The sequence below is a fragment of the Psychroserpens sp. genome, from assembly GCF_036960315.1.
Lineage (GTDB): Bacteria > Bacteroidota > Bacteroidia > Flavobacteriales > Flavobacteriaceae > Psychroserpens.
Map to the genome: position 1 here is coordinate 104,790 of NZ_JBALVR010000001.1, position 23,864 is coordinate 128,653.

At 33.9% G+C, this 23,864-nt stretch carries 21 protein-coding genes; 12 read left to right on the plus strand and 9 right to left on the minus strand.

Annotated features, from left to right (window positions below):
* Nucleotides 1-10: 10 nt before the first annotated feature.
* Nucleotides 11-1,147: an aminotransferase class I/II-fold pyridoxal phosphate-dependent enzyme gene (locus tag V7719_RS00490; RefSeq protein WP_335727889.1), complete on the minus strand. Its 1,137-nt coding sequence runs from the start codon at nt 1,145-1,147 to the stop codon at nt 11-13.
* A 9-nt stretch (nt 1,148-1,156) separates the two neighbouring features.
* Nucleotides 1,157-1,687, minus strand: coding sequence for a hypothetical protein (locus V7719_RS00495; protein ID WP_335727890.1), 531 nt, complete (start codon nt 1,685-1,687; stop codon nt 1,157-1,159).
* A gap of 189 nt (nt 1,688-1,876) precedes the next feature.
* Between V7719_RS00495 and V7719_RS00500 the strand changes: the two genes are divergently transcribed.
* The 6 genes from V7719_RS00500 to V7719_RS00525 all read left to right on the plus strand — a co-directional run bounded on the left by V7719_RS00500 (nt 1,877) and on the right by V7719_RS00525 (nt 6,451).
* Nucleotides 1,877-3,124, plus strand: a complete 1,248-nt coding sequence (locus V7719_RS00500; RefSeq protein WP_335727891.1) for a hypothetical protein — start codon at nt 1,877-1,879, stop codon at nt 3,122-3,124.
* Between the two features lie 30 nt (nt 3,125-3,154).
* Nucleotides 3,155-3,625: a hypothetical protein gene (locus V7719_RS00505; RefSeq protein WP_335727892.1), complete on the plus strand. Its 471-nt coding sequence runs from the start codon at nt 3,155-3,157 to the stop codon at nt 3,623-3,625.
* Between the two features lie 2 nt (nt 3,626-3,627).
* Nucleotides 3,628-3,843, plus strand: coding sequence for a helix-turn-helix domain-containing protein (locus V7719_RS00510; RefSeq protein WP_335727893.1), 216 nt, complete (start codon nt 3,628-3,630; stop codon nt 3,841-3,843).
* A gap of 202 nt (nt 3,844-4,045) precedes the next feature.
* Entirely contained in the window at nt 4,046-4,486 is a 441-nt protein-coding gene (locus V7719_RS00515; RefSeq protein WP_335727894.1) for a LexA family protein, read from the plus strand.
* A 53-nt stretch (nt 4,487-4,539) separates the two neighbouring features.
* On the plus strand, nt 4,540-5,913 hold the full coding sequence (locus tag V7719_RS00520; protein ID WP_335727895.1) for a glycoside hydrolase family 113: 1,374 nt from the start codon (nt 4,540-4,542) through the stop codon (nt 5,911-5,913).
* 370 nt (nt 5,914-6,283) lie between these two features.
* A complete protein-coding gene (locus V7719_RS00525; protein WP_335727896.1) occupies nt 6,284-6,451 on the plus strand; it encodes a hypothetical protein in 168 nt (55 codons plus the stop codon).
* An 86-nt stretch (nt 6,452-6,537) separates the two neighbouring features.
* Here the strand turns inward: V7719_RS00525 and V7719_RS00530 are convergent, their stop codons facing one another.
* From V7719_RS00530 to V7719_RS00560, 7 genes are all read right to left on the minus strand, one after another.
* Nucleotides 6,538-6,813, minus strand: coding sequence for a F0F1 ATP synthase subunit epsilon (locus V7719_RS00530; protein ID WP_335727897.1), 276 nt, complete (start codon nt 6,811-6,813; stop codon nt 6,538-6,540).
* 17 nt (nt 6,814-6,830) lie between these two features.
* A complete protein-coding gene (gene atpD, locus V7719_RS00535; RefSeq protein ID WP_335727898.1) occupies nt 6,831-8,339 on the minus strand; it encodes a F0F1 ATP synthase subunit beta in 1,509 nt (502 codons plus the stop codon).
* Between the two features lie 169 nt (nt 8,340-8,508).
* On the minus strand, nt 8,509-10,137 hold the full coding sequence (locus V7719_RS00540; RefSeq protein WP_335727899.1) for a G-D-S-L family lipolytic protein: 1,629 nt from the start codon (nt 10,135-10,137) through the stop codon (nt 8,509-8,511).
* 11 nt (nt 10,138-10,148) lie between these two features.
* Complete coding sequence (locus tag V7719_RS00545; protein ID WP_335727900.1) at nt 10,149-12,953, minus strand: TonB-dependent receptor; 2,805 nt, start codon at nt 12,951-12,953, stop codon at nt 10,149-10,151.
* 198 nt (nt 12,954-13,151) lie between these two features.
* Nucleotides 13,152-14,999, minus strand: coding sequence for a glutamine--fructose-6-phosphate transaminase (isomerizing) (gene glmS / locus V7719_RS00550; protein WP_335727901.1), 1,848 nt, complete (start codon nt 14,997-14,999; stop codon nt 13,152-13,154).
* Nucleotides 15,000-15,005: 6 nt separating this feature from the next.
* Nucleotides 15,006-16,649, minus strand: a complete 1,644-nt coding sequence (locus V7719_RS00555) for a DUF4270 domain-containing protein (RefSeq protein ID WP_335727902.1) — start codon at nt 16,647-16,649, stop codon at nt 15,006-15,008.
* 11 nt (nt 16,650-16,660) lie between these two features.
* The gene (locus V7719_RS00560; protein WP_335727903.1) at nt 16,661-17,470 is read right to left on the minus strand and encodes a glycogen/starch synthase; all 810 of its coding nucleotides are present in this window, start codon (nt 17,468-17,470) and stop codon (nt 16,661-16,663) included.
* Between the two features lie 108 nt (nt 17,471-17,578).
* Between V7719_RS00560 and panC the strand changes: the two genes are divergently transcribed.
* From panC to radA, 6 genes are all read left to right on the plus strand, one after another.
* Nucleotides 17,579-18,430 carry a pantoate--beta-alanine ligase gene (gene panC, locus V7719_RS00565; protein ID WP_335727904.1) on the plus strand — a complete coding sequence of 284 codons (852 nt, stop codon included), beginning with the start codon at nt 17,579-17,581 and terminating at the stop codon, nt 18,428-18,430.
* A 13-nt stretch (nt 18,431-18,443) separates the two neighbouring features.
* Nucleotides 18,444-18,794, plus strand: a complete 351-nt coding sequence (gene panD, locus V7719_RS00570) for an aspartate 1-decarboxylase (protein WP_335727905.1) — start codon at nt 18,444-18,446, stop codon at nt 18,792-18,794.
* Between the two features lie 4 nt (nt 18,795-18,798).
* Entirely contained in the window at nt 18,799-19,752 is a 954-nt protein-coding gene (locus tag V7719_RS00575; RefSeq protein WP_335727906.1) for a lysylphosphatidylglycerol synthase transmembrane domain-containing protein, read from the plus strand.
* Between the two features lie 36 nt (nt 19,753-19,788).
* Nucleotides 19,789-20,934, plus strand: coding sequence for an alpha/beta hydrolase (locus V7719_RS00580; protein WP_335727907.1), 1,146 nt, complete (start codon nt 19,789-19,791; stop codon nt 20,932-20,934).
* A 148-nt stretch (nt 20,935-21,082) separates the two neighbouring features.
* Entirely contained in the window at nt 21,083-22,267 is a 1,185-nt protein-coding gene (locus V7719_RS00585) for an alpha/beta hydrolase-fold protein (RefSeq protein ID WP_335727908.1), read from the plus strand.
* A 198-nt stretch (nt 22,268-22,465) separates the two neighbouring features.
* On the plus strand, nt 22,466-23,824 hold the full coding sequence (gene radA, locus V7719_RS00590; protein WP_335727909.1) for a DNA repair protein RadA: 1,359 nt from the start codon (nt 22,466-22,468) through the stop codon (nt 23,822-23,824).
* The last annotated feature ends 40 nt before the right edge of the window (nt 23,825-23,864 follow it).

Genomic DNA, 23,864 nt, shown 5'->3' on the forward strand with positions numbered 1-23,864 from the left:
TGAATTGATTTTAAACAAAAGTAGCAAGTAACTGTAAGACTTTCGTTATCTCGTGTTGAGAATTATAACTATGAATGCAAAACCGCAAGCGTTCTTTTTCCTTCGGAACAGTAGGAGAGAGGATGGGTCTAACATCAAAACCATTATATTTTAGTGCTTCGGAAATCTGTTTGACAGTATCATTTCCGGTTATCATACAACAATGTATCGCAGAATTACTATCGATAAATAGTTGCTGAAGGTGTAATCGTTTTAATTCTGATTTAAAGACTATAATGTTTTGTTGAAGATTAACTATGTCTTGCTGAGCTTGTTTCTGGATCTCATCATATGAGGCTTTTATAGTGGCTAACGAATGAGGAGGCAATGCCGTTGTGTAAATAAATGGTCTAGAAAAATTAATAAGATAGTCTCTAAGATCTTTACTTCCTAAAACTGTAGCACCATGACAACCCAATGCTTTTCCGAAGGTGATAATCCTTGCAAAAACCGAATCTTCAAGTTGTAGGTCGCTTATGAGTCCGTTACCAAGCTTTCCAAAGACACCAAAGGCATGTGCTTCATCAATAATAAGATGCGTATGATGGTGTTTTGATAATTTGGTAAGCGCTTTCAAATCTGGTGAATCACCATCCATTGAAAAGACAGATTCTGTGACGATGTATATGTCGTTGTCATGCTGAACTTGATTCAGTATCTCTTCTAAATGAGTTAAGTCGTTATGCTTAAACTTAAAGGATTTGGCGTTACTCATTGAAATTCCATCTCTAATAGATGCGTGGCAAAATTCGTCGTATAAAATAATGTCGTTTCGTTGAGGTACGCATGAGAAAAAGCCTAAGTTGGCATCATAACCAGAGTTAAAAATCAGTGCGCTTTCTGCGTTGTGAAAATCCTTTATCTGCTGCTCAACGTTTTCATATAAACTATGATTTCCTGAAAGTAAACGCGAACCAGTTGCTCCGTTTTGGGCTAGATTGTTGTCGAGAAGATATTGATGTGCTTGATTAAATATTGATTTTGATTGCGAGAACCCCAAATAATCATTAGACGAAAAATCGACGAGACCATTAGTTTGTCCTAATTGTCTAAAAGCATTGTCTTGCTTTCGTGTGTTGAGTTTATTTTGAAGTTTTTTAGGAAGCATCGATAGAAGTTAGTCAATATACAGGATTTCACCTTTTTCTCTATAAATATCTTTATCAACCCATTTAAAGTTTCCTTTTTCTGTGGCATCTAAAAGGTCAATTAATAAAGCATCTGAAATATGAGAAGCAACGTCGAAAGCATCTTTTAAATTTGTCGCAGCATAGGCTGTGAAGTTTTTGTTTCTGTCATAAAAAATATTGAGTAAAATGACATCTCTGCTATTCGTTGTTTCTGCAGAAATTGCTCTTACTGTAATATCTTCAGTAGTTGCAAAGACTGAGACATATTCTGTTTGAGACAACGGTTGCCATTTCCCAATTTTAAGACCTAAAAAAGAATGTGTTTTTCGATACGTTTTTGATTCTAGATCAATTTCAGAACCATCAGTTTTCATTAATATAAATGACATAACAAAAAGAACTAATCCATTTAGTATGCTAACAAATATGATCCCGTAAACACTTGCTAATAGAAAACCAATACCAATTATCATTTTCCAAGAAGGTACCTTTCTAGTATATCTTATTATTGCATCCATAGCTACAAATATAGATAATGAAATATTGAATACGGAGTAATTTTGAGGATTAAAAACACCTCTTTTTTAATAAAAAATTATTGTTTATCAATAATTTTTATATATTTGTTATTGTTAAACGATAATAAAATGCAGACAAAGCAAGAAAACGAATTAACCATTTAATTATTAAAAATAAAACCACTCAAGATGAATCTTTTTCAAGCACAAAATAATAATTGGAGTTTTATAAGTAAAACAGTTTTTAGATTTGTTTTCGCATATGTGACTTTATTCATTCTGTTATTGTTTTTAGCGCCATTATTTGAAAGCTTTTTACGTTGGTTTGCCAGCAATATTCTCAATTGGGGAGCCAATTTCGAAATGCACAGTACAGGAAGTGGCGATCGCTCTTATGACTATGTTCGTTTAGGATTAAATGTAATTTTAGCGCTGCTTGTAAGCGTGATTTGGACTATTGCAGATAGAAAGAGATCATCCTATCCTATTTTATTCTACTGGCTTCAGGTTGTTGTTAGGGTATTCTTGTTTTTTGGAATGCTTCTTTATGGTTTCGCTAAAATATTTAATGGTCAGTTTGGAGATCCTAGTTTAGAACTATTGGTACAGCCTGTTGGTGAGATGTCTCCTATGGGATTGGCATGGACTTTCATGGGCCATTCTATGGCATATAATATTTTTATTGGTTTTACTGAAGTTTTAGGAGGAGTATTACTCCTTTATCGTAAAACATTAACGATAGGAAGCCTTATCGTTATTGGTGTAATGACTAATGTCGTTATGATGAATCTCACTTATGATGTTCCTGTAAAACTATTTTCGATGCATCTTGTTTTGATGGCATTTGTTTTATTATGGCCAGATAGACATCGTGTGATTAATATGTTTTTTAGAAATGAAGCCGTAGAGAAAGCAGTTTATTATGTGCCCTCTATTCATAGAACTTTAAAAAGAATAATAACAGGAAGTAAGGGTTTCGCTGTAATTTTGCTAACTCTAATTATTGCTGTTCAATGTTTAGTTCAATTTGAGATTAAAGACCAGTTAAAATCAAAATCAGAGTTTTATGGAATTTGGGAATCTCAATTATTTATAAAGAATGGTGATACTTTAGCGCCACTGCTATCAGATGCTTATAGATGGCGATATTTAATAGTAAATTATAAGGAGAAGGCAGTAATAAAGAAGATGAATGATTCTATAGATAGGTATCAATTTGAGTTTAATACGAATCAAAAAGAAATTGTTTTTAATCGTGAAACAGATTCTGTTCCACAACATTTTTTATATAGTTTTGATAACCCGAAAGCATTAAAACTAAATGGTGTTTTAGATGGCGATTCGCTTCAGATTCATTTTAATAGAAAACTTGAAACCGATTTTAAACTCATCAATCGAAAATTTCATTGGGTAAATGAATCTACATATAACTACTAATAAATCTGCATTATTTATAAATAAAAAAAGATGAAGAACGTAAAATTATTATATCGCTTACTAATTTTTATAAATCTATCGACTACCGTCTTAATAGGGATCCAGATTATTATGCTTGTAATTCCAGATTTATACAATTCTAAACCTTATGACGACTATGTTTTAGGGTCGTTTAATAATCTAATCTTAACGGGGCTTTTGGTTATAATTGTGACCGGATCTTTTAAAATACAACAAGGCATAAAATATATTATTAACGAGGGATTTTTTAATAGCGTTAGTGAGTTTAAATTTAGAAGCGCAGGCTTAATTTTTATCATTTTTGCAATTTGCAGAATTGTTTATGTTCTTATTATTATGAGTGAATTTGAATTAAGTGAATTGATAAACAACTTAGTTATGGCATTTTTAGTCGTATTAGTAGGAATGGGTTTATTTATTTTTTCCGATTTTATTAAAAACGGCGGAGTTCTTAAAGAAGAAAATGATTTAACCATATAATTATGCCAATAGTAGTTAATCTTGATGTGATGCTCGCTAAGCGAAAAATGAAAAGCAAAGACTTGGCAGAGATTATTGGTATTACCACAGCAAATCTCTCTATTCTAAAATCTGGTAAAGCCAAAGCCATTCGGTTTTCTACCTTAGAAGCCATTTGCGACGCTTTAGACTGCCAGCCTGCAGATATATTAGAGTATATAGAAGACGATAATAATTAATCAATAAGAAGTTCTACATATTTAGAGTCATTGTCATTTAATGATCACAACATTCAAACATTTGTTGTATATTCACACATATGTTTATGCTTGTAGATTTTAATAATTTCTTTGCTTCCTGCGGACGTGTTTTTAACCCTAATTTGCAAGAACGATTATCGCCAAGATATGCCACGAATATTAACGATATTATAGTAGTAAAATGATAACAAATGAATCTGGAAGTTTAAGCTTCTTTACACCAGAAACCATTGAAGGTGCAGCAGCACAATTTTTTGATACAGGAATTTCCGCAGGTTTTCCATCACCAGCAGACGATTTTAACGAAGAACGATTGTCGTTAGATGAAGAACTCGTTAAAAACAAGGAAGCTACATTTTATGCACGTGTTAGTGGACAATCTATGATTGGAGCAGGGCTTGAGGATAATGATTTGCTGGTTATTGATAGAAGCCTTGAGCCAACAAATAATAAAATAGCGGTTTGCTTTCTTGATGGTGAGTTTACTGTAAAACGCTTACGTGTGAGCGATGATGAAGTTTGGTTACAACCAGAAAACCCAAACTACCCAATTGTAAATATAACAGCGGATAATAACTTTTTAATTTGGGGCATTGTTACCAATGTGATCAAGAAAGTTTAGCTTGGGAAATGTAACACTATTTTTAAAACCTCGTCTAGTTATTAAAGTTCATATTGAAACGAAAAGAATTCATAAACGCTTTTAAAGTATATATACCCACTTGGATTATCATAATCTTGTGGATTCTAATTAATATACTCAATGATGGAGCGACTTTTAAATTTGCTTTAAATCGATTACTTGATTTATTGGCTTATAAGCAGGTCATTATAGGTATTCATATAATATTTGTGACTTTATATGCACTATTTTTATTCATCCGATATTTTATTAGAGTTTATAAAAGCAAAGGATTTACTACATCTTTTACGCGTTTTATTTTTAGGGCAGTAATTCCAATTGCAATTTTAGTGTTTGGTTTGAAATTTATTTTGAATACTAATACGTCGGAAATTTATCATTATAAATGGGATTATTCTGCGGAAAACAATAGCAAACAAGCCACTAATTGTTATGCTTTTGATAACAAGCAAAGAGGCATGAGTGTTTTTGGTTGGAGGAAAAACGAAGATCCAGAAAAAGCAATTGATGAGTTAGTTAAAAACAATACGGAGTGGATTGCAGTTATTCCTTTTTTACATCAAAAAGATGAACAATCATTTGATCTAAGTAAGCCTAAAAGAATTGGATTCTGGTCTAAAAGAGATTCATTGTTTATAAATACAATTGACGCATTACAAGAAAGAGGGTTGAGAGTGATGTTAAAGCCACATTTATGGTTGTCCAGTGGATGGCGGTCTAATTTAAATATGTCATCTCAAAAAGATTGGAATATTTGGTTTGAAAACTATAGAACTAACATTTTGCATTATGCTAAAATGGCAACTGAAACTAAGGTGACTGTTTTTTGTATAGGAACAGAACTGGAGTCATCTATTGCTGTTCAATCACAGAAATGGATTGAATTAATACATGAAATTAGAAACGTATATAATGGAAAGTTAACCTATGCTGCTAATTGGAATAATGAATTTGAAACGGTTGAATTTTGGAGCGAATTAGATTATATAGGTGTTCAGGCATATTTTCCGTTAACACCAGAAAAGAATCCCAATAAACAGGCTATTAAAAAAGGTTGGCAAAACCATATTGAAAAACTAAAAGCATTTTCAAAACAATATAACAAACCTATTCTATTCACTGAAATTGGTTACAGAAGTGATGCTTCCACTACAATAAAACCATGGGAATGGAATTCAATTTCTAATATCTTCTTCAATAAAAAATCAGATAAAACACAACAATTAGCGTATGAGGCTATGTTTGAATCATTATGGGATAAAGAATGGTTTGCTGGCTGTTATTTTTGGCAATGGGATGTTAATTCATCAAAGGAGAATGCCAAAGAAAGTATGGATTTTTCGCCACGTTTTAAACCTGCCGAAAATGTCATTGCCAAATGGTTTGGAGAGACTAAGGAAGAATAATCAGTTAGGACAGTAGCTTTATGATTTTGAGCATTGTTACCAATGTGATTAGGAAAGTTTAGCCTAGCGGATGTAATACTATTTTTAGAAACTTGTCTAGTTATTAAAAGCAAATAATAAGGCAATCCGACCTATTTATTATCTAAAGAATACATCATAGATCTTACGGAGTTTGCCTGTTGTATCAATACAAAAGCATATGATGAAATGAGTTAGAACTAAGTAGCATTATGGCGATGTTTCAGGAATTAAAAGCAGAACTAAATCTGTAAATATTTGAGAATCAATAGAATAATATTACAAAAGTTAAGGATGTGTTAAAATAATTCAGTATATTGGGAGTAATACTAACCAACTCACTCAACTAAAAATGGAAGCAAAGAACAAAAATTTCCAGTTTTTAAGGGCTTTAGATATCACTGCATTTTTTCTATTGGTATTATTTGCAGCTTTTTTCGTTAAAACGATTATGGCTGTTGTTAATGGTTTCCAATCAGAATTATATTCTGATGTTGTCGCTGGATTAAGCGGCATGTAGCAGATGTTTTATATCAGGATTAAAAACAAAAAAACACCAAACTAAATTGTTTGGTGTTTTTTATTATCTATAAATAAAATAATGTCTTAGTCGGCTAATACGATTACTTTATTATCTTTCATTTCAATGGTTCCAGAAGTGATTGGCAACCAAAATCCTTTATCAGTTTTGTTGAATAATGATTCAACCTCTTCTTCTAAGCTAATGTCACCATTAATTTTAACATTACCTTCTTTTAATAAAGAGATGATAGGTGCGTGATTGTTTAACATTTCAAATTCACCCATAACACCTGGAACAGTAACGCTAGTTACTTCTCCGCTAAATAAGGTAGCTTCTGGTGATACAATTTCTAAATGCATGTCTCTGTAATTTTAGATTAAACTTCTGCTAACATTTTGTCTCCAGCTTCGATAGCTTCTTCGATAGTTCCTTTAAGGTTAAATGCTGCTTCTGGTAAGTGATCTAATTCACCATCCATAATCATGTTAAATCCTTTAATCGTTTCTTTAATATCAACTAAAACACCTTTAAGTCCTGTAAATTGCTCAGCAACATGGAATGGTTGAGATAAGAAACGTTGTACACGTCTTGCTCTACCTACAGCCATTTTATCTTCTTCAGATAATTCTTCCATCCCTAAGATGGCAATAATATCTTGTAACTCTTTATAACGTTGTAATAATTCTTTTACGTTCTGAGCACAGTCATAATGTTCATCACCTAAGATATCAGCCGTTAAAATACGAGATGTAGAATCTAATGGATCTACCGCAGGATAAATACCTAACTCGGCAATTTTACGAGATAATACTGTTGTTGCATCTAAGTGAGCAAAGGTTGTTGCAGGAGCAGGATCGGTTAAATCATCTGCAGGTACATAAACCGCTTGTACAGATGTAATAGATCCTTTTTTAGTTGACGTAATACGTTCTTGCATCGCACCCATTTCGGTTGCTAATGTTGGTTGGTAACCTACCGCAGAAGGCATACGACCTAATAGTGCAGATACCTCAGATCCAGCTTGTGTAAAACGGAAGATGTTATCTACGAAGAAAAGAACATCTTTTCCTTGTCCATCACCAGCTCCATCACGGAAATATTCTGCTATAGTTAATCCTGAAAGCGCTACACGAGCACGAGCTCCAGGAGGCTCATTCATTTGTCCAAAAACGAAAGTTGCTTTAGATTCTTTCATCGCAACTTTATCAACCTTAGATAAATCCCATCCGCCTTCTTCCATAGAGTGCATGAAGTCATCACCATATTTGATAATTCCTGATTCTAACATTTCACGAAGTAAATCGTTCCCTTCACGAGTACGTTCACCTACACCAGCAAATACAGAAAGTCCACCGTGTCCTTTTGCAATGTTGTTAATCAACTCTTGAATTAATACTGTTTTACCTACTCCAGCACCACCAAATAAACCAATCTTACCACCTTTTGCATAAGGCTCAATTAAATCGATGACTTTAATACCAGTAAATAAAACTTCAGTAGATGTCGATAAATCTTCAAATCTCGGTGCTTGTCTGTGAATTGGTAAACCAGCATCTCCAGCTTTAGGTAAATCTCCAATACCATCAATTGCATCTCCAATTACATTGAAAAGACGTCCGTAGATATCTCCACCAATTGGCATTTGGATAGGAGCACCAGTTGAAAGAACTTCAGTTCCTCTACTTAAACCATCAGAAGAATCCATAGCGATTGTACGTACAGTATCTTCACCAATGTGAGATTGTACTTCTAGTACTAAAAGCGACCCATCTGCTTTTTTAATTTCTAAAGAATCGTAGATTTTTGGAAGTTCAGCACCAGCTCCGAATTCAACATCGATAACTGGACCTACTATTTGTGCAACTTTACCTGTAACTTTTGACATTACTTATGTGTTTAATGTTTAGATATTTCAATTGAAAAACATTCGTTTTTCGCGCTGCAAAGATATATGTTTTTAATTGAAAACTAAAGTAAATTTTGATGCTTTTTTGTGCATAAAAAAACACCCTCAAACTGAGGATGTTTTTTATATGGTATTCTATATTGTTTTATTATAATGTTGGTCCGTAATTAGTTGGTAAAGGACCAGCTGCAGGTGTACTACCAGACGCTATAAAATTAGATCCAAAAGCAGCATCCATTGCTACTAAAAATTCTCTAGCCATTAATCCATAACCTCTTGCTGTTAAATGCACACCATCAAGACTTACCAAACCACCAAAAACTAAATCAGTAGTCATTGTATAGTCATCATAAGGGTATCCAGTAGTTGCTGCTTGTTCTAGAACGGCTCTTAAATCTGCAACAGCAACATCTGGATTTGCGTCTGCTACAGTTTGAATTGTTGAATTATAAGCAGCAGTGGCTGCAGCTATAGATGCTTGTTCTTGAGGTGTTAATACCCACTTGTCTTCTAAAGGCAATGTAATACCCTCAACTGAAAATTGACCAGCTACTGCAGGTGGTAATAATGCAGCTAATGCTGTCGCTACATCTTCATTTACTTGTCCTAAAATAGAGCTACTTGGTAAAACCAATAAATCATTTTCAGTCGTTTGTCTTGCTTGTCCATATGTAGCTCCTAAAAAACCAGCAACTAATGGAGCGGCTTGAGGTGGTAATCCAAACTGTCCAATAAACGCAGCAAAAGCAGGATCTGGGCCTAAAGTTCCTGCTATGACAGCAGATAAATCAGCTAAGTTTTCGTCCTTCATTACTGCAGGATTAGTTTCCGTTGTAGAAAATGTAATAATACGTGATGGATCTACTACTGCAAATATTTGGTTTAATGCACCATATATTTGATTTAATGTTGGTATTTGAGCCACAAGTGCTGGTCCAGTAGTTGGATTATTTGGATCAAATGGATCGTGAGGTACAGTAGTAAAATGAGATAAGCTTGTAATATCTGGTACTGTGGTTACAACACCTTTAGCTCCATTTGCAGTTAATGCGGTAACCATTACAGTAAATGATTGGGCGAAAACATTTGGATCTGTAATATCGTTATTACCATAAGTCAATGGGTTTATATTACCTGTTTGGTCCACACCAATTCCACCAGAAGTCGCATAACCCAAAACATCATTACCTCCAATTTCTGATAATGTAAAAAAGGTAGGGCTTTGTGCTAAAGCATCTCCTAGCATAGATGCTGTAGGAGAAGATGCCATACGTCCAAAATAAGGATTTAGTGCACCATAGCCTTCAAAAGGGACATGAAAACTTTTAGCTCCAGGGACACCTACATTATTAAAGGTTCCACCTAAGTTATTAGTAGCTTCTGTTGTTGACATACCAGGTAAAACAGCAGGTCCAGCGTCATTTAAAAATAATCTTGGTCCAAAACTTCCATCAGGAGCAGGCATACCATTAAATAGTAACCCTCCAGTATTATCACTCATTAAAGGTTGTGAGAAACTTCCGCTTCCAGCTTTTGCAAATTGAGTTGCAAGTTGATTAGGAAACGAATTTTCTTGAGCAGCAATGAATAATGCATTGTCTGTAAAACCAGCAGTAAAAGAAGCTCCTACTGCAACATAGTTGGATAAATCAAGTGATCCAACTGTTAATTCAGGAAGTACGACTTCTGCTTCAGACCTGTCGAAATCTTCCTCGTCATTACAAGCTGTAAATCCAATAAGGATGGCCGACAGTAATATATATTTTATAGTTTTCATTATCGTAATTTTTATAAGTTATTAATTGTCCAAGACACATAGTATTGTGATCCAATAAGACCTGTACCAAAAGCAGTAAAGTACTCATCTCCTAAAAGATTTGTTGCCCCAACTTTAAAAGCTGATTTTAATGAAGGAACTCTTAAGTTTATTTGTGCATCAACAACATGAAACTCTGGTACAAGACCATCTCCAAAAGTTGCCTCCCAGAAATAATCATCGCTAAATCTGTAAGAAATATTAAATCCAAAGTTTTTGAATAAATCAGTATTACCGAATGAAGCTTTAAACTTATGCTCAGGCGTATTAAAGTTCGTCACAAAATTTGGAAACTTATTTTGATCGAAATCCAATCTGGTAAAGGTGTAACTTCCGCTTAAATCAAAATCTTGGAATACTTTAGTTGATAGTCCAATAGAACCACCAAAGGAGTTAACTTCGGCTTCAGCATTTGTGTATGCACTATAACCTTGAAAATCTCCATTTACAATTGCTGCAACGGATAATGATCCATCGCCAGCAGTACCATATAAAGGAGAAGCAACACGCTCTTGAGAAATAAAATCTTTATAGCTGTTGTAGTATACACTTAAGTCTACAATTAACCCATCGAGTTTACCTCTATAACCTATTTCTGCTGAAGTTACTTGCTCAGGTTTTACTAAATCTGGATTAGCAACTGTTAAAACAGCAGGATTTCCAGTAGCAGCGAATTCTTCTAGTGAACTTCCAGTATACGAATTAGTATAAGGAGCAGCACCTGTTTGTGTGATGGTAGCTGGTTGACCTAATACTTGACCAGGACCACTTACAGGTAGATCTCTTGACCATCGTTCTAAATTATCTGGAGAGGAACCAACTAAAAATCCTTGTCCAGAATCTAATCCAATAAATAAATCTTGAGTTGTTGGGTTTCTAAATCCTGTTTGTACTGAGGCTCTAATATTATGATTTCTATTAACTGTTAACCCAGCTGATATTCTTGGTGATACAAAGCCATCAAAAAACTCAGATTTATCATAACGTGCAGATCCTGTTAATTTCAACTCCATGTTTTCGCTTAATTCTAAACTCTTTTGAACCTGAGTGTAAACACCAAACTCTGAATAATCGATTGGACCATCGCCATCAGTATAGATGGTGCCTCCAGAATTTAAACTGTATCGTCTGTAAGAACCACCAACTTGTATATCGGCAATATCAATTAAGTGGCTAAAGTTGTAATTTGCATCTCCATGGTAGTATTTAGAGGCATCTTGAAATTTAGAACCTGTAAGTAAATCAGGATCATTGATACTTCTATTAAATGATGCTTTGTACTCTGGTGTTCCAGGTTCAAAACGACCAGATTCTGCTTGTGTTCTTGCAGCTGCATGAGCTTGGTCATCAGTTAAACCCCCAAGAGTTGCTTGCACATAAGCACCTGTATATTCTCCAAAATAAGTAGAATGAGCTTTCCAATCGTTTAAAATCTGAATAGCCGTAAACACCATGTCATAAGAGTCTCCTGCCTTATCAGCAACTACATAACCTCTCACAAAAAAATTATCACTTCTAATTTCTAATTTATGTTGTTCTTGGAAGAAGTTATTAATATTATACCTGTTTAAACCTTGATATATTGTAGTTCCTGTACCCACTTTACCAACGTAAGAAAACTCTATATCATTTTCCCAAGGTCTATAATAAAACCCCCAATCTGCTTTAATGCTTTCTGCTTTATAGTTCGTTAAATCACGTTCATCATACCCTATTCTACTCACATCAACCGAAGGTACTAATGCATTAGCGCCTGCTGGCAAAAAAGGATTACCTGTTGCTGGATTAATAGTAGATTCAAGTAATACTGCAACACTTTTTATGTCTGCACTTACCAAATCACCATAGACGTTAACACCGTTATAATTTAAATTAGAAGCTCTTGTTCCTCCTTCAGAGTTTTTATCGTCTTCATTTACTGCATACCAATCTGTTCCTTTTAAATAACCAAAATTCACTTTTGCTGCAAATTTTTCTGAGAATTTGTAACCCATTCTGATTCCTACATCTGTATAATTATTATCTCCGGCAGCTTCTTGAGAAGTAATACCCTGTTTTAAGGAGACACTAATTCCTTGATGATCAAAAGGGTTTTTACTTCTCATGAATAAAATACCGTTGAAGGCATTCGCTCCATAAAGTGCGGAAGACGCACCAGGAAGTAATTCAACACTTTGAACATCAGTTTCAATCATACCAACTAGATTTCCAATTGGGAAGTTTAATGCTGGTGTAGCGTTATCCATTCCATCTACTAATTGCATAAAACGATTATTTGCAAAAGTTGCAAAACCTCTTGTATTAATAGATTTGAACGTTAAACTGTTTGTGTTAACATCAACACCTTTTAGATTTTCTAAACCATCATAAAAATCGGCAGATGCCGTGTTTTTGATATCTTTTATACCAAAACGCTCTACAGTAACTGGTGACTCAAAAATACGCTCTGGTGTTCTTGAAGCCGAAATTACTATCTCATCAAGAGATGTTCCTTCTGCTAATGTAACATCAATAGTTTGAGGATTTGTCGTGACTTCTTTGTCAACCGTTTCAAAACCAATACTACTTACTTGAATAGTAAATGGAGGTGCTTGATCTATCGTTAAGGTATAGTTTCCATCAAAATCTGAAATTGTACCTGAAGTCGTTCCTACAACAATAATGTTTGCGCCAGGCAAAGGGATGCCATTATTGTCTGTAACTTTACCTTTAACTGTTGTTTGTGCAAAAGTATATGCGCAACAAAACAGCATCATAATCTTTAAAATTGTCTTCATTTTAGGGAATTAGTTATATTTAGTAAAGCAATATAAATAATTATATGATACAGAAATGGAAAAAAACACAAAAATTATGCATGCATAATAGTTTTTAACAAAAAAAACTGGCTAAATATGCGTTTTTTATAAAAAATAAGGCTGAAAATGAATATATTACATTTTCAGCCTTATTTTTAATGATAATTTGGTTTGGTTTTATTCCACTGTAACTGCTTTTGCAAGATTACGAGGTTGGTCTACATTTTTTCCTAACATTAACGCGATGTGATACGATAACAATTGTAAAGGAATTGTAGTCAATAGAGGAGTTAAAGACTCAATTGTTTCTGGAACTTCAATAACATGATCTGCAAGTGCTTTAACTTGCTCATCACCTTCGGTAACGATTCCAATAATCTTACCCTTACGAGACTTGATTTCTTGTATATTACTTACCACTTTTTCATAATGCCCTTTTTTTGTAGCAATAACTACGATTGGCATATTTTCGTCAATCAATGCTATAGGTCCGTGCTTCATTTCTGCGGCAGGATAACCTTCGGCGTGGATATATGAAATTTCTTTAAGTTTCAAAGCACCTTCAAGAGCAACAGGGAAATTATAACCCCTACCTAAATATAAAAAATTATGGACATCTTTATAAATGGCGGCTACTGTTTTTACATAGTCGTCAGACTCGAGTGCTTTTTTAACTTTATCTGGAATTAATTCCAACTCAATTAAATGATGTCTAAAGTCTGAACTTGATATTGTGCCTTTTGCTCGAGCTAAACGAAGCGCGATTAAAGTTAATACTGTAATTTGAGTTGTAAATGCTTTTGTAGAAGCAACTCCAATCTCTGGTCCAGCATGTGTATAAGCTCCAGCATGTGTTTCTCTTGCGATAGATGAGCCTACCACATTACATACCCCAAAGACAAAAGCGCCTTTAGACTTGGCTAATTTAATAGCCGCAAGTGTATCTGCTGTTTCTCCAGATTGAGAAATAGCGATAACCACATCATTTTCGTGAATAATTGGGTTTCTATATCTAAATTCTGATGCATATTCTACTTCAACTGGAATACGAGTCAAATCTTCAAATATGTATTCAGCGACTAATCCAGCATGCCACGAAGTACCACAGGCAACAATAATTATTCTATTAGCATTGAGGAATTTTTTCATATTATCCTCAACACCTGCCATTTTTATAATGGCTTTATCAGTTAAAAGTCTCCCTCTAAATGTGTCTAGAATAGCACTAGGCTGCTCATAAATTTCTTTAAGCATGAAATGTTCGTAACCTCCTTTTTCTATCTGTTCAAGATTTAGTTGAAGTTCTTGGACATAAGGAGCTACAAGAGAATCATCCTTGATTTTTCTAATTTTTACACCTTTATGACGACGTATAACAGCCATCTCTTCATCTTCTAGATAAATTGCGTTTTTGGTGTACTCGATAAATGGGGAGGCATCACTGGCAACAAAGAATTCGTCTTCTCCAATACCAATTGCTAATGGGCTACCCAAACGTGCAACAACTATTTCATTAGGCTTGTTTTTATCAAATACCGCAATGGCATAAGCACCTACAACTTGGTTTAAGGCAATCTGAACGGCTTTACCAAGTTTTATGTTTTCATTTTTTTTGACGTCTTCAATTAAATTAACTAAGACTTCGGTATCTGTATCTGATTTAAAAGTGTAGCCTCTTTTAATTAATTCTTTTTTTAGAGATTCGTAGTTTTCTATAATACCATTATGGATGATAACTAGATTGCCAGAATTTGAATAATGAGGATGAGAATTTACATCATTTGGAACACCATGAGTTGCCCAACGTGTATGACCAATTCCTAAAGTACCACTTGTTGTAATTTCTTTTTCAAGTATCGCTTCCAAGTCAGCAACTTTCCCTTTGGTTTTAGATAATTTAATGTCATTACCATCAAAAAGTGCGATTCCTGCACTATCGTAACCTCTATATTCTAAGCGCTTTAGGCCTTTAATAATGATTGGGTAAGCCTCTCTATGTCCAATGTAGCCGACAATTCCGCACATATCGATTTAGTTGTTTTGTTCAGTAAAAAATATTTCTAAATATAGCTTTTTTTCCTCGTTTGAGGTGTTGTTTCCATATAAGATTGTGCCTTTTGGAGAAACTATCATACTAACCGGAATTGACTCTTCTGTAGTAGTTCCGTTAAGGACATCAAATTGCGGTGTATTACTTTCGAGGTTTATATTCCCAGAAACGGCTAATCCAAGCTTAACGTTTGTAGAATCTCTTAACAATAAGTTATTGATATGCTGGGTAATTCTAACTTTATATTTAATACCATCTCCATCTGCTTCGTCATTAACACGTTGTAATCGACCCAAATGGCTGATTCTTGAAAATTCCGGGAAAGTTGTATTGGCAAAATCTAGAAAATAATCAGTTAAAGGGACTTGGTTTTCTGTATCGTATATGTAGAGTCTTTCAGGTTCGTTAGAATCGACCATTTCTTGATTGACATAAAAAACGAGGTTCGCTTCATTAACCAGTTTTTTAATGCTTACAAAATTACCGTCTTCGTCAGTTTCAACAAACTCATTTTTAAAAGCTTCGAATACATTATCGATAGAATTATCCTCATCAATATCTTCTCCATTAAACAGTTTAATCTGTGCAACAGAACCTTGACCGCCTTTTAAACGCAGTAATTCATCTCCTGTAGTTTCATTTCCTGGTAGAATAGGATCCTCATTAGATATAAAGTTCACGCGATTACCTCTAAAGTTGATGGCATACGTTGAAATAACTGGGTCTGCATCTTCAATGTCACTATCTCTCGTGTAGTAGATCGTAATGTTTGTTGTTGGTGCTGTTAGATTTAAAATAGACATGTTACCGTCAGCAGTAATCCCTTCAGCTTTGAAATAAATTCCTCTAAAGTAATCGTTAAAATTATTCTGGTTGCTCAATTCAGGTTCCCCTTCTTTATCAACAATCTTAGTTCGCCAGTATGTGGTATCGAGTTTTACTCTTAAGCCAGGAATAAGCCTATTGCTTAATTCACCCTCTTCGTCTAGAAGTCTTATTTGTACATTACTAGGAGTGAATTCTTCTATAACATTATCTTCGCCATCACCTTCAAGGTTTAATGGAGTCCCTTCTAACTGACTAGATGCAATAAAATCGAGCCCAGTACTCATGTTAGAATAATATTTTTGTACATCGCTAATTTCTCCAGAAGGATCAAAGTCTCTTAAAAAGTAATTGCTCTCAAAAAGAGATAGTTTTATTGCAGAGCTTCCAAAAACAGAATCCAACTCATAAATCGTTGCGCCGTCATCAGTTACTTCTGTAGGTGTACTAAAATAAGGGATACTTAGAACAACAGAATCCATAACAACATTTTCTCCAAACGTAGGATTGATGATTGACGATTCAACTTCAGAGACAATACTTGCTGTCGAAACCCCATAAATAGGATCGTTGTAGACACCAAGTAAATTCACAGGAAGACCATTTGTTTGAACGGGATCCAGGACTTTAGTATAGGCAATAACATCAAAATCTCTCGAATCTGTATCAAAATGGGTAGCAGTGTCATTATTGATAATATCAGAATCGATATCAGCAAAGTCTTTATCACAAGCTATAAAACAGCTTACTAAAAGAGTTAATACCGCAAGGTTTCTAAGGGCAATTTTTCTTTTTTTCATAAATGTATTTACTAATCTAAAACTTTAGTATTGTAAAATTCGGTATAATGCTCTGCGAAATCCTCTAGTGGGAAATACTCTAAAACAGGTTTATCAACAGAATTTAAGTACTCATCAAGCTCTTTAGGTAATTCATTAGACCCTTTAATTAGGGCGTCAGAGTGGTCTATGGCTATCTTCATAAGATTATTATAAGTAGGGTTAGCCAAAGATTCAATTTTACTATCTTCTATATTATCAAATTTCACTTTGTTAATCATCTTCTTATCTAACGTACCCTCAAAGCTTTGATTGTATACAGAAGTCACAATTTTACTTTCGGTGAATAAAGGCTCATTCTTGTAAAACTCTTTTAGGTAAAGTGGAAGCAAAGATGCCAACCAACCATTAACATGTATAATGTCTGGAGACCAGTTTAGCTTTTTTACAGTTTCAATAACGCCTTTTGCAAAGAAAATTGCACGTTCGTCATTATCTGGAAACAATTTTCCGTCTTCATCTGTAAGCGTTGCTTTTCTTTTGAAATATTCTTCGTTGTCTATAAAGTATACTTGTATTCTTTCCTTAGGAATGGAAGCTACTTTGATAATCAAAGGCATATCTAAGTCATTTATGACTAAATTGATACCCGAAAGTCTAATCACTTCATGAAGCTGATGCCTTCTTTCATTTATGTTTCCGTATCGAGGCATAAATATTCGTATTTGCCCTCCTTGTTTGTTTACCATTTTTGGAGCTTCAAAGGACATTGAAGAAATCTCAGTTTCTGGTAAATATGGTACAACCTCAGATGATACATACAATATTCTCTTATCTTTCATAAATCTGCGTTTTTGGAATTATAAATAAAAAACATGCAAAATTACAAAAATTTATGCAGATTGCCAGTAAAATATTAAGTTTGCAGGCTGTTAAACTTTTGTTATCACATGACCGTTTTTAAAAACAAAACAGACTTAATCGCTTTCGTCGACACCTTAAAGTCTAAAAGAAACACACTTGGTTTTGTTCCAACTATGGGAGCATTGCATCAAGGGCATGGATCATTAATACGCAAAGGTTTAGAGCAGAATGACTTTGTAGCGGTTAGTATCTTTGTAAACCCTACTCAGTTTGATAACAACGAGGATTTGGTAAAATATCCAAGAACACTGGATAGCGACGTTAATCTACTTAATGAAATTTCAGAAGAAAAGATCATAATTTATGCTCCAACTGTAGAAGATATTTATGAAACTAATGTTTTATCTACGTCTTTTTCCTATGATGGTTTGGAGCACGAAATGGAAGGGAAGTTTAGAGATGGTCATTTTGATGGTGTTGGTACTATTGTAAAAAGGCTTTTTGAAATTGTAAGGCCTAACACTGCCTATTTTGGAGAAAAAGATTTTCAGCAATTGATGATTATTAAAAAACTGGTTGAAAAACATGACCTACCCGTCAATGTAATTGGATGTGAAATACACAGAACTAATGATGGATTAGCCATGAGTTCGCGTAATGCACGATTAAAACCTGCATATAGAAAAGCAGCTCCTTTTATCTACAAAACCTTAAAATTGGCCAAAGAAAAATTTGACGCAAAAAGCGCTAATAAGGTTACAGAATGGGTCACTAAGCAATTTGCTAAACAAGAGTTATTAGAATTAGAATATTTCATCATAGCAGATACTAAAACCCTTAAAACTGCAAAGCGAAAATCAAACCAAAAGTCTTATAGAGCATTTATCGCTGTGTATGCAGATGATATTAGACTTATAGATAATATCGCACTAAATTAATTATCTTTGCCTCATGCAAATTCAAGTAGTAAAATCTAAGATTCACAGGGTAAAAGTAACTGGAGCAGATCTCAATTACATTGGTAGTATTACTATTGATGAGGATTTAATGGAAGCTTCAAATATTATTCAGGGTGAGAAAGTTCAAATCGTTAATAACGATAATGGCGAACGCTTAGAAACTTATTGTATTCCTGGACCACGACATAGTGGTGAAATCACATTAAATGGCGCTGCGGCTCGTAAAGTTGCTGTTGGTGATACACTTATCTTAATTACTTATGCGTTTATGGATATAGAAGACGCTAAAGTTTTCAAGCCTTCTTTGGTATTTCCTGATGAAGCGACTAATCTTTTAAAATAAACTTTTGGACAAAAAGACTGGTAAAATCCTAAAAATAACACTCCCTTTATTATTAGGAGTGGCTCTTGTGTGGTATTCTTTGTCTAAAATTTCTATAGACGAGTTAATTAAGTATTTCAAAAACGCAGATTATACTTATGTTAGTTTGGGGTTGTTTTTTGGGCTTTTAAGCCATTTATCTAGAGCCTATCGTTGGAAATTTATGATTGAGCCCTTGGGTTATACGTTAAGGTTACCAAATAGTATTATGGCAGTTTTTGCGACGTATTTGGTTAATTACACGATTCCCAGAGCGGGTGAAATTACAAGAGCAACCATATTGACTAATTATGAAGGTGTGCCATTTGAGAAAGGATTTGGTACCATCGTAGCAGAACGAATTGCAGATATGGTTGTCATGCTTGGCATAATTGCTGTCACTTTATTTTTAGAGTTTGATTTTATTTATCAATTTTTTGCCGAAAGATTTGATCTTTATAAAATTATAATTGGAATTGTAAGTCTATTAGTGTTGATAAGTCTTTTCTTTTTGTTTCTTAAAAAAAGTCAGTCAAAATTCGCAACCAAAGTGCGTAAATTCGTTAATGGATTGGTTGAAGGTATTTTGAGTATTTTTAAAATGAAGCATAAATGGGCTTTCATTTTCCACACTTTATTTATTTGGGGAATGTACATGCTTATGTTTTATGTTACAACATTGGCGATTCCAGAAACGGCTAACTTACCTTTAGCTGCTATTTTAATTGGCTTTATATCTGCTAGTTTTAGTATTGCCGCAACTAATGGAGGCATAGGGTCTTATCCTGTAGCTGTTTATGCAGCATTCTCAATATTTGCAATCGCTAAAGAACCAAGTATTGCTTTTGGGTGGATTATGTGGTCTTCTCAAACTTTTATGATAATTGTATTAGGAGGATTATCTTTAATTTACTTGCCAATTTACAATAGAATTAAATAATTTTTTACCTTGCCTATATTATAAACCTAGCTTATCATGAATAAAATTATCTTGTTTATATTATGTGGTTTGTTTATTAAAACAGCCACAGCTCAAGTCATTTATGAAAAAATCGAGTCTTCAAAAATTGGAGAATCGCGAGAGATTAAAATTCAGTTACCAAGAAACTATGACCCTGAAGGTGATGTATTGTATCCATTAGTTGTTGTTTTAGATGGTGATTATCTGTTTGAACCTACAATTGGTAATACAGATTATCATTCGTATTGGGGAGATATGCCAAAATCTATAGTCGTTGGTGTTAACCAAGTAAAAACTAGAGACTCAGATTTGTCCTATAGTGACGAAACTAATTTTCCATCAGATGAAGGTGGTTCGCAATTTTTTGAATTTATTGGTATGGAACTCATACCTTATATCAATGAAAATTATTTAACATCAAATTTTAGAATTGTAGTTGGCCATGATCAAAGCGCTAATTTCATTAATTATTGGTTGTTCAAGGATAAGCCCTTGTTTAGAGGTTATATTGCTTTTAGTCCAGACCTATCACCTGAAATGGCAAATCGTTTGAAAGAAAGACTAACGACAACTACCGAAGATACTTTTTACTATTTGGCAACTGCCGATAATGATGTCAAAAGTCTGAGAGATTCTATTTTAGCATTTAATACAATTCTAAGTTCAGTTGAAAATTCTAAATTACATTATAGGTTTGATGATTTTACAGATGCCGATCATTATTCACTTGTTGGTTTAGGGATTCCTAAAGCTATTAATGAGATCTTCACATTATTTAAACCGATAAGTAGAAAAGAATACAAAGAAAAAATGCTCACTTTTGAAGGGAGCCCTTATGATTATCTGATTAAAAAATATGATGATATTGAGTTTTTCTACGGATTTGAAAAAAAGGTTGTCGAAAACGATTTAAAAGCTGTGCTCGCAGCTAGTAAGAAGAAAAACGATGACGAATCACTAAAGAATTTATCAAAATTGGCTAGAAAAGTATACCCAGAATCTATGATTAGTGCCTATTACGCTGGACAATATTATGATTTCGTAGGAAATACAAAAAAAGCACTTCAAAGCTATCAATCGGGTTTGTTGTTAGAAGCATCTGAGTTTATATCTAAGGATGTTTTGTTAGATAAAATCTACGATATTCAAGATCAAGATTAATCAAAGTCCAATTGAATTTCATTATAAGGCCTCACTAAATTGAACAAGTCGTAGCTTTATTCGAACGAAAACATGCATTTCGTCGAATAAATTAGCATTTTAACTTATTTTAGGTATATTTACAGTCCCTAAATTAAACCTACTTAAGATGAAAAACGCCATATGCTTTATCATCTCATTATTATGTTGTGCACAAATTTCTGCACAAGTAACGTATGAGAAATTTGAATCCCGAAAGCTAAATTCTACGCGGCAATTAAAGATTAAGCTTCCTGAAAATTATGACCCTGAGTCTGAGTTAAAACATCCAGTAATTATTGTTTTTGATGGCGAATATCTATTTGAACCTGTAGTAGGTCAAGTAAGTTTTCAAACACATTTTGATGAAATGCCCGAATCTATAATTGTCGGTATTATTCAAGGTGAGGAACGTTTTTACGATAGCTATTTTGATGAAGTGACTGGATTACCATTTGAGTCCGGTGATCGTTTTTATAAGTTTATTGAGCAAGAATTGATTCCGCATTTAGATGCTACTTATAACACCAGTAAGTTTAAGGTGGCAGTAGGTCATGACCTTATGGGTAATTTCATAAATGCGTTTTTATTTCATGAAAAACCTGTTTTTCAAGCTTACATTAACATAAGTCCAGATTTTAAAGGGGTGATGAGTGAAAATATCACGACGAGATTAGAATGGTTAGAGGATGATATATTTTACTACATGGCAACATCAGATAATGATATAAAGTCTATTAGAGCGACTGTTAGATCAACTAATGAGAGTTTAAAATCTTTAGACAACCAACACTTAACGTATTATTTCGATGAATTAAAAGGAGATACACACTATCAATTGGTTACAGGAGCTTTGTCTAAAGCTATGGATAGAATTTTTGAATTATACAAACCTCTTGATGAGAAAGAACTTAAAGAAAAGGTGTTTCCATATGAGGGATCTCTAGATGATTATATAGTTGATAGATACAATCGTATTGATGAGCTCTTCGGAATTTTCAAGCCTATTTCCGAAGAAGAACTCCAACAATTAATTGATGTTGCTGAAAAGCGGGAAGATCTAGAATCGGTCTATAGAATTGGTAAACTTGCGAATAAGTTAAATCCTAATTCTGCCTTCGGGACCTATTATATGGGACTGCATGCAGAAAAACTGGGGAAGACCAAAAAAGCAGTGAAGTTATACGAATCTGCATTGGCTTTGGAGGATATGGTTCATATTGATAGAGAATTTATTATGTCTCATGTAGAAGGTTTGAAATTAGTTGAAGAAGAAACAGAAACAGAAACAGAAACAGAAGATGAAGAAAACTAAGCTAAGCATATATTCGACCGACTACTTTTTTGAATGGCTATATCACAAAATAAAGCGATATGTGTTTTCGAATCTACAATCGAAAATAGCTACAATTAAAATCATATCTATCATAAGTTGGTTTAAAGATATCAATTAAAAAATCTTAATTTAGCTGAAATTTAAATTCAATAATTTCCGTTTTCTCGGAAAATGAATATGGCTAAACTAAAAACAACTTTTTTTTGTCAAAATTGTGGTTCTCAATACTCCAAATGGCAAGGGCAATGTACAGCTTGCAAAGAATGGAATACCATAACTGAAGAAGTAATACAAAAGCCAGAAAAAAGCGACTGGAAAACACCTTCGTCAGCTACTAAACGTGTTTCAAGACCTCTTAAAATAAATGAGATAGATATGTCTCAAGAAGCAAGATTAGACACAATAGATAATGAGTTTAATCGTGTGCTTGGAGGCGGCTTAGTTCCTGGGTCATTAACACTCTTAGGAGGAGAGCCAGGTATTGGGAAAAGTACGCTAATACTTCAAATATCATTAAAGTTGCCTTACAAAACATTATATGTGTCTGGCGAAGAAAGTCAGAAGCAAATAAAAATGCGAGCCGAACGCATAAATCCAAACACCAATAATTGCTACATACTTACCGAAACAAAAACACAAAATATATTTAAGCAAATTGAAGCACTTGTACCCGATATCGTGGTTATAGATTCTATTCAAACACTACATAGTGATTATATTGAGTCGTCTTCAGGAAGCATTTCTCAAATTAAGGAATGTACCACAGAGCTTATCAAATTTGCAAAAGAAACATCTACTCCTGTGGTCTTAATAGGCCATATTACAAAAGACGGAAACATTGCTGGGCCTAAAATTTTAGAGCATATGGTTGATACTGTTTTGCAATTTGAAGGTGATCGTAATCATGTGTTTAGAATTCTTCGTGCCAATAAAAATCGTTTCGGTTCTACAAATGAAATAGGAATTTATGAAATGCAAGGTTCTGGCCTTAGAGAAGTTTCTAATCCTTCGGAAGTTTTAATATCTCAAAAAGACGAGGAATTATCTGGAAACGCGATATCTGCAACTTTGGAAGGCATGCGTCCATTAATGATTGAGGTGCAAGCATTGGTAAGCACAGCGGTTTATGGAACACCACAAAGAAGTGCTACAGGATTTAATGCCAAACGACTCAACATGCTGCTTGCGGTTTTAGAAAAACGCGCCGGATTTAGACTAGGAGCAAAAGATGTCTTCTTAAATATTACTGGAGGAATTACAGTTGACGACCCAGCAATAGACTTAGCTGTAGTCGCTGCAATTCTATCATCAAATGAAGATATTGCTATTCAAAAAGATTTTTGTTTTGCTGCCGAAGTAGGTTTGTCTGGAGAAGTTCGTCCAGTACAACGTGTAGAACAGCGTATTTTAGAAGCCGAAAAATTAGGGTTTTCAACCATTTTTGTGTCCAAATACAATAAAATTTCTTTAAAACACACAGCAATTAAGGTTCAATTAATTTCTAAAATTGAAGATTTAGTTGGGTTTTTAGCTTAAAAATCGAACACTTTATCGGTATAAATAACCACTTCAACGG

Bases quoted from the DNA above. Each gene is read 5' to 3' on its own strand.
- panC (WP_335727904.1), top strand. From the start codon at position 17,579: ATGACCGTTTTTAAAAACAAAACAGACTTAATCGCTTTCGTCGACACC.
- V7719_RS00515 (WP_335727894.1), top strand. From the start codon at position 4,046: ATGATAACAAATGAATCTGGAAGTTTAAGCTTCTTTACACCAGAAACC.
- V7719_RS00505 (WP_335727892.1), top strand. From the start codon at position 3,155: ATGAAGAACGTAAAATTATTATATCGCTTACTAATTTTTATAAATCTA.
- V7719_RS00500 (WP_335727891.1), top strand. From the start codon at position 1,877: ATGAATCTTTTTCAAGCACAAAATAATAATTGGAGTTTTATAAGTAAA.
- V7719_RS00530 (WP_335727897.1), bottom strand. From the start codon at position 6,813: ATGCATTTAGAAATTGTATCACCAGAAGCTACCTTATTTAGCGGAGAA.
- V7719_RS00545 (WP_335727900.1), bottom strand. From the start codon at position 12,953: ATGAAGACAATTTTAAAGATTATGATGCTGTTTTGTTGCGCATATACT.
- radA (WP_335727909.1), top strand. From the start codon at position 22,466: ATGGCTAAACTAAAAACAACTTTTTTTTGTCAAAATTGTGGTTCTCAA.
- V7719_RS00540 (WP_335727899.1), bottom strand. From the start codon at position 10,137: ATGAAAACTATAAAATATATATTACTGTCGGCCATCCTTATTGGATTT.
- glmS (WP_335727901.1), bottom strand. From the start codon at position 14,999: ATGTGCGGAATTGTCGGCTACATTGGACATAGAGAGGCTTACCCAATC.
- V7719_RS00580 (WP_335727907.1), top strand. From the start codon at position 19,789: ATGAATAAAATTATCTTGTTTATATTATGTGGTTTGTTTATTAAAACA.
- V7719_RS00560 (WP_335727903.1), bottom strand. From the start codon at position 17,470: ATGAAAGATAAGAGAATATTGTATGTATCATCTGAGGTTGTACCATAT.
- V7719_RS00495 (WP_335727890.1), bottom strand. From the start codon at position 1,687: ATGGATGCAATAATAAGATATACTAGAAAGGTACCTTCTTGGAAAATG.
- panD (WP_335727905.1), top strand. From the start codon at position 18,444: ATGCAAATTCAAGTAGTAAAATCTAAGATTCACAGGGTAAAAGTAACT.
- V7719_RS00585 (WP_335727908.1), top strand. From the start codon at position 21,083: ATGAAAAACGCCATATGCTTTATCATCTCATTATTATGTTGTGCACAA.
- V7719_RS00510 (WP_335727893.1), top strand. From the start codon at position 3,628: ATGCCAATAGTAGTTAATCTTGATGTGATGCTCGCTAAGCGAAAAATG.
- V7719_RS00525 (WP_335727896.1), top strand. From the start codon at position 6,284: ATGGAAGCAAAGAACAAAAATTTCCAGTTTTTAAGGGCTTTAGATATC.
- V7719_RS00490 (WP_335727889.1), bottom strand. From the start codon at position 1,147: ATGCTTCCTAAAAAACTTCAAAATAAACTCAACACACGAAAGCAAGAC.
- V7719_RS00555 (WP_335727902.1), bottom strand. From the start codon at position 16,649: ATGAAAAAAAGAAAAATTGCCCTTAGAAACCTTGCGGTATTAACTCTT.
- atpD (WP_335727898.1), bottom strand. From the start codon at position 8,339: ATGTCAAAAGTTACAGGTAAAGTTGCACAAATAGTAGGTCCAGTTATC.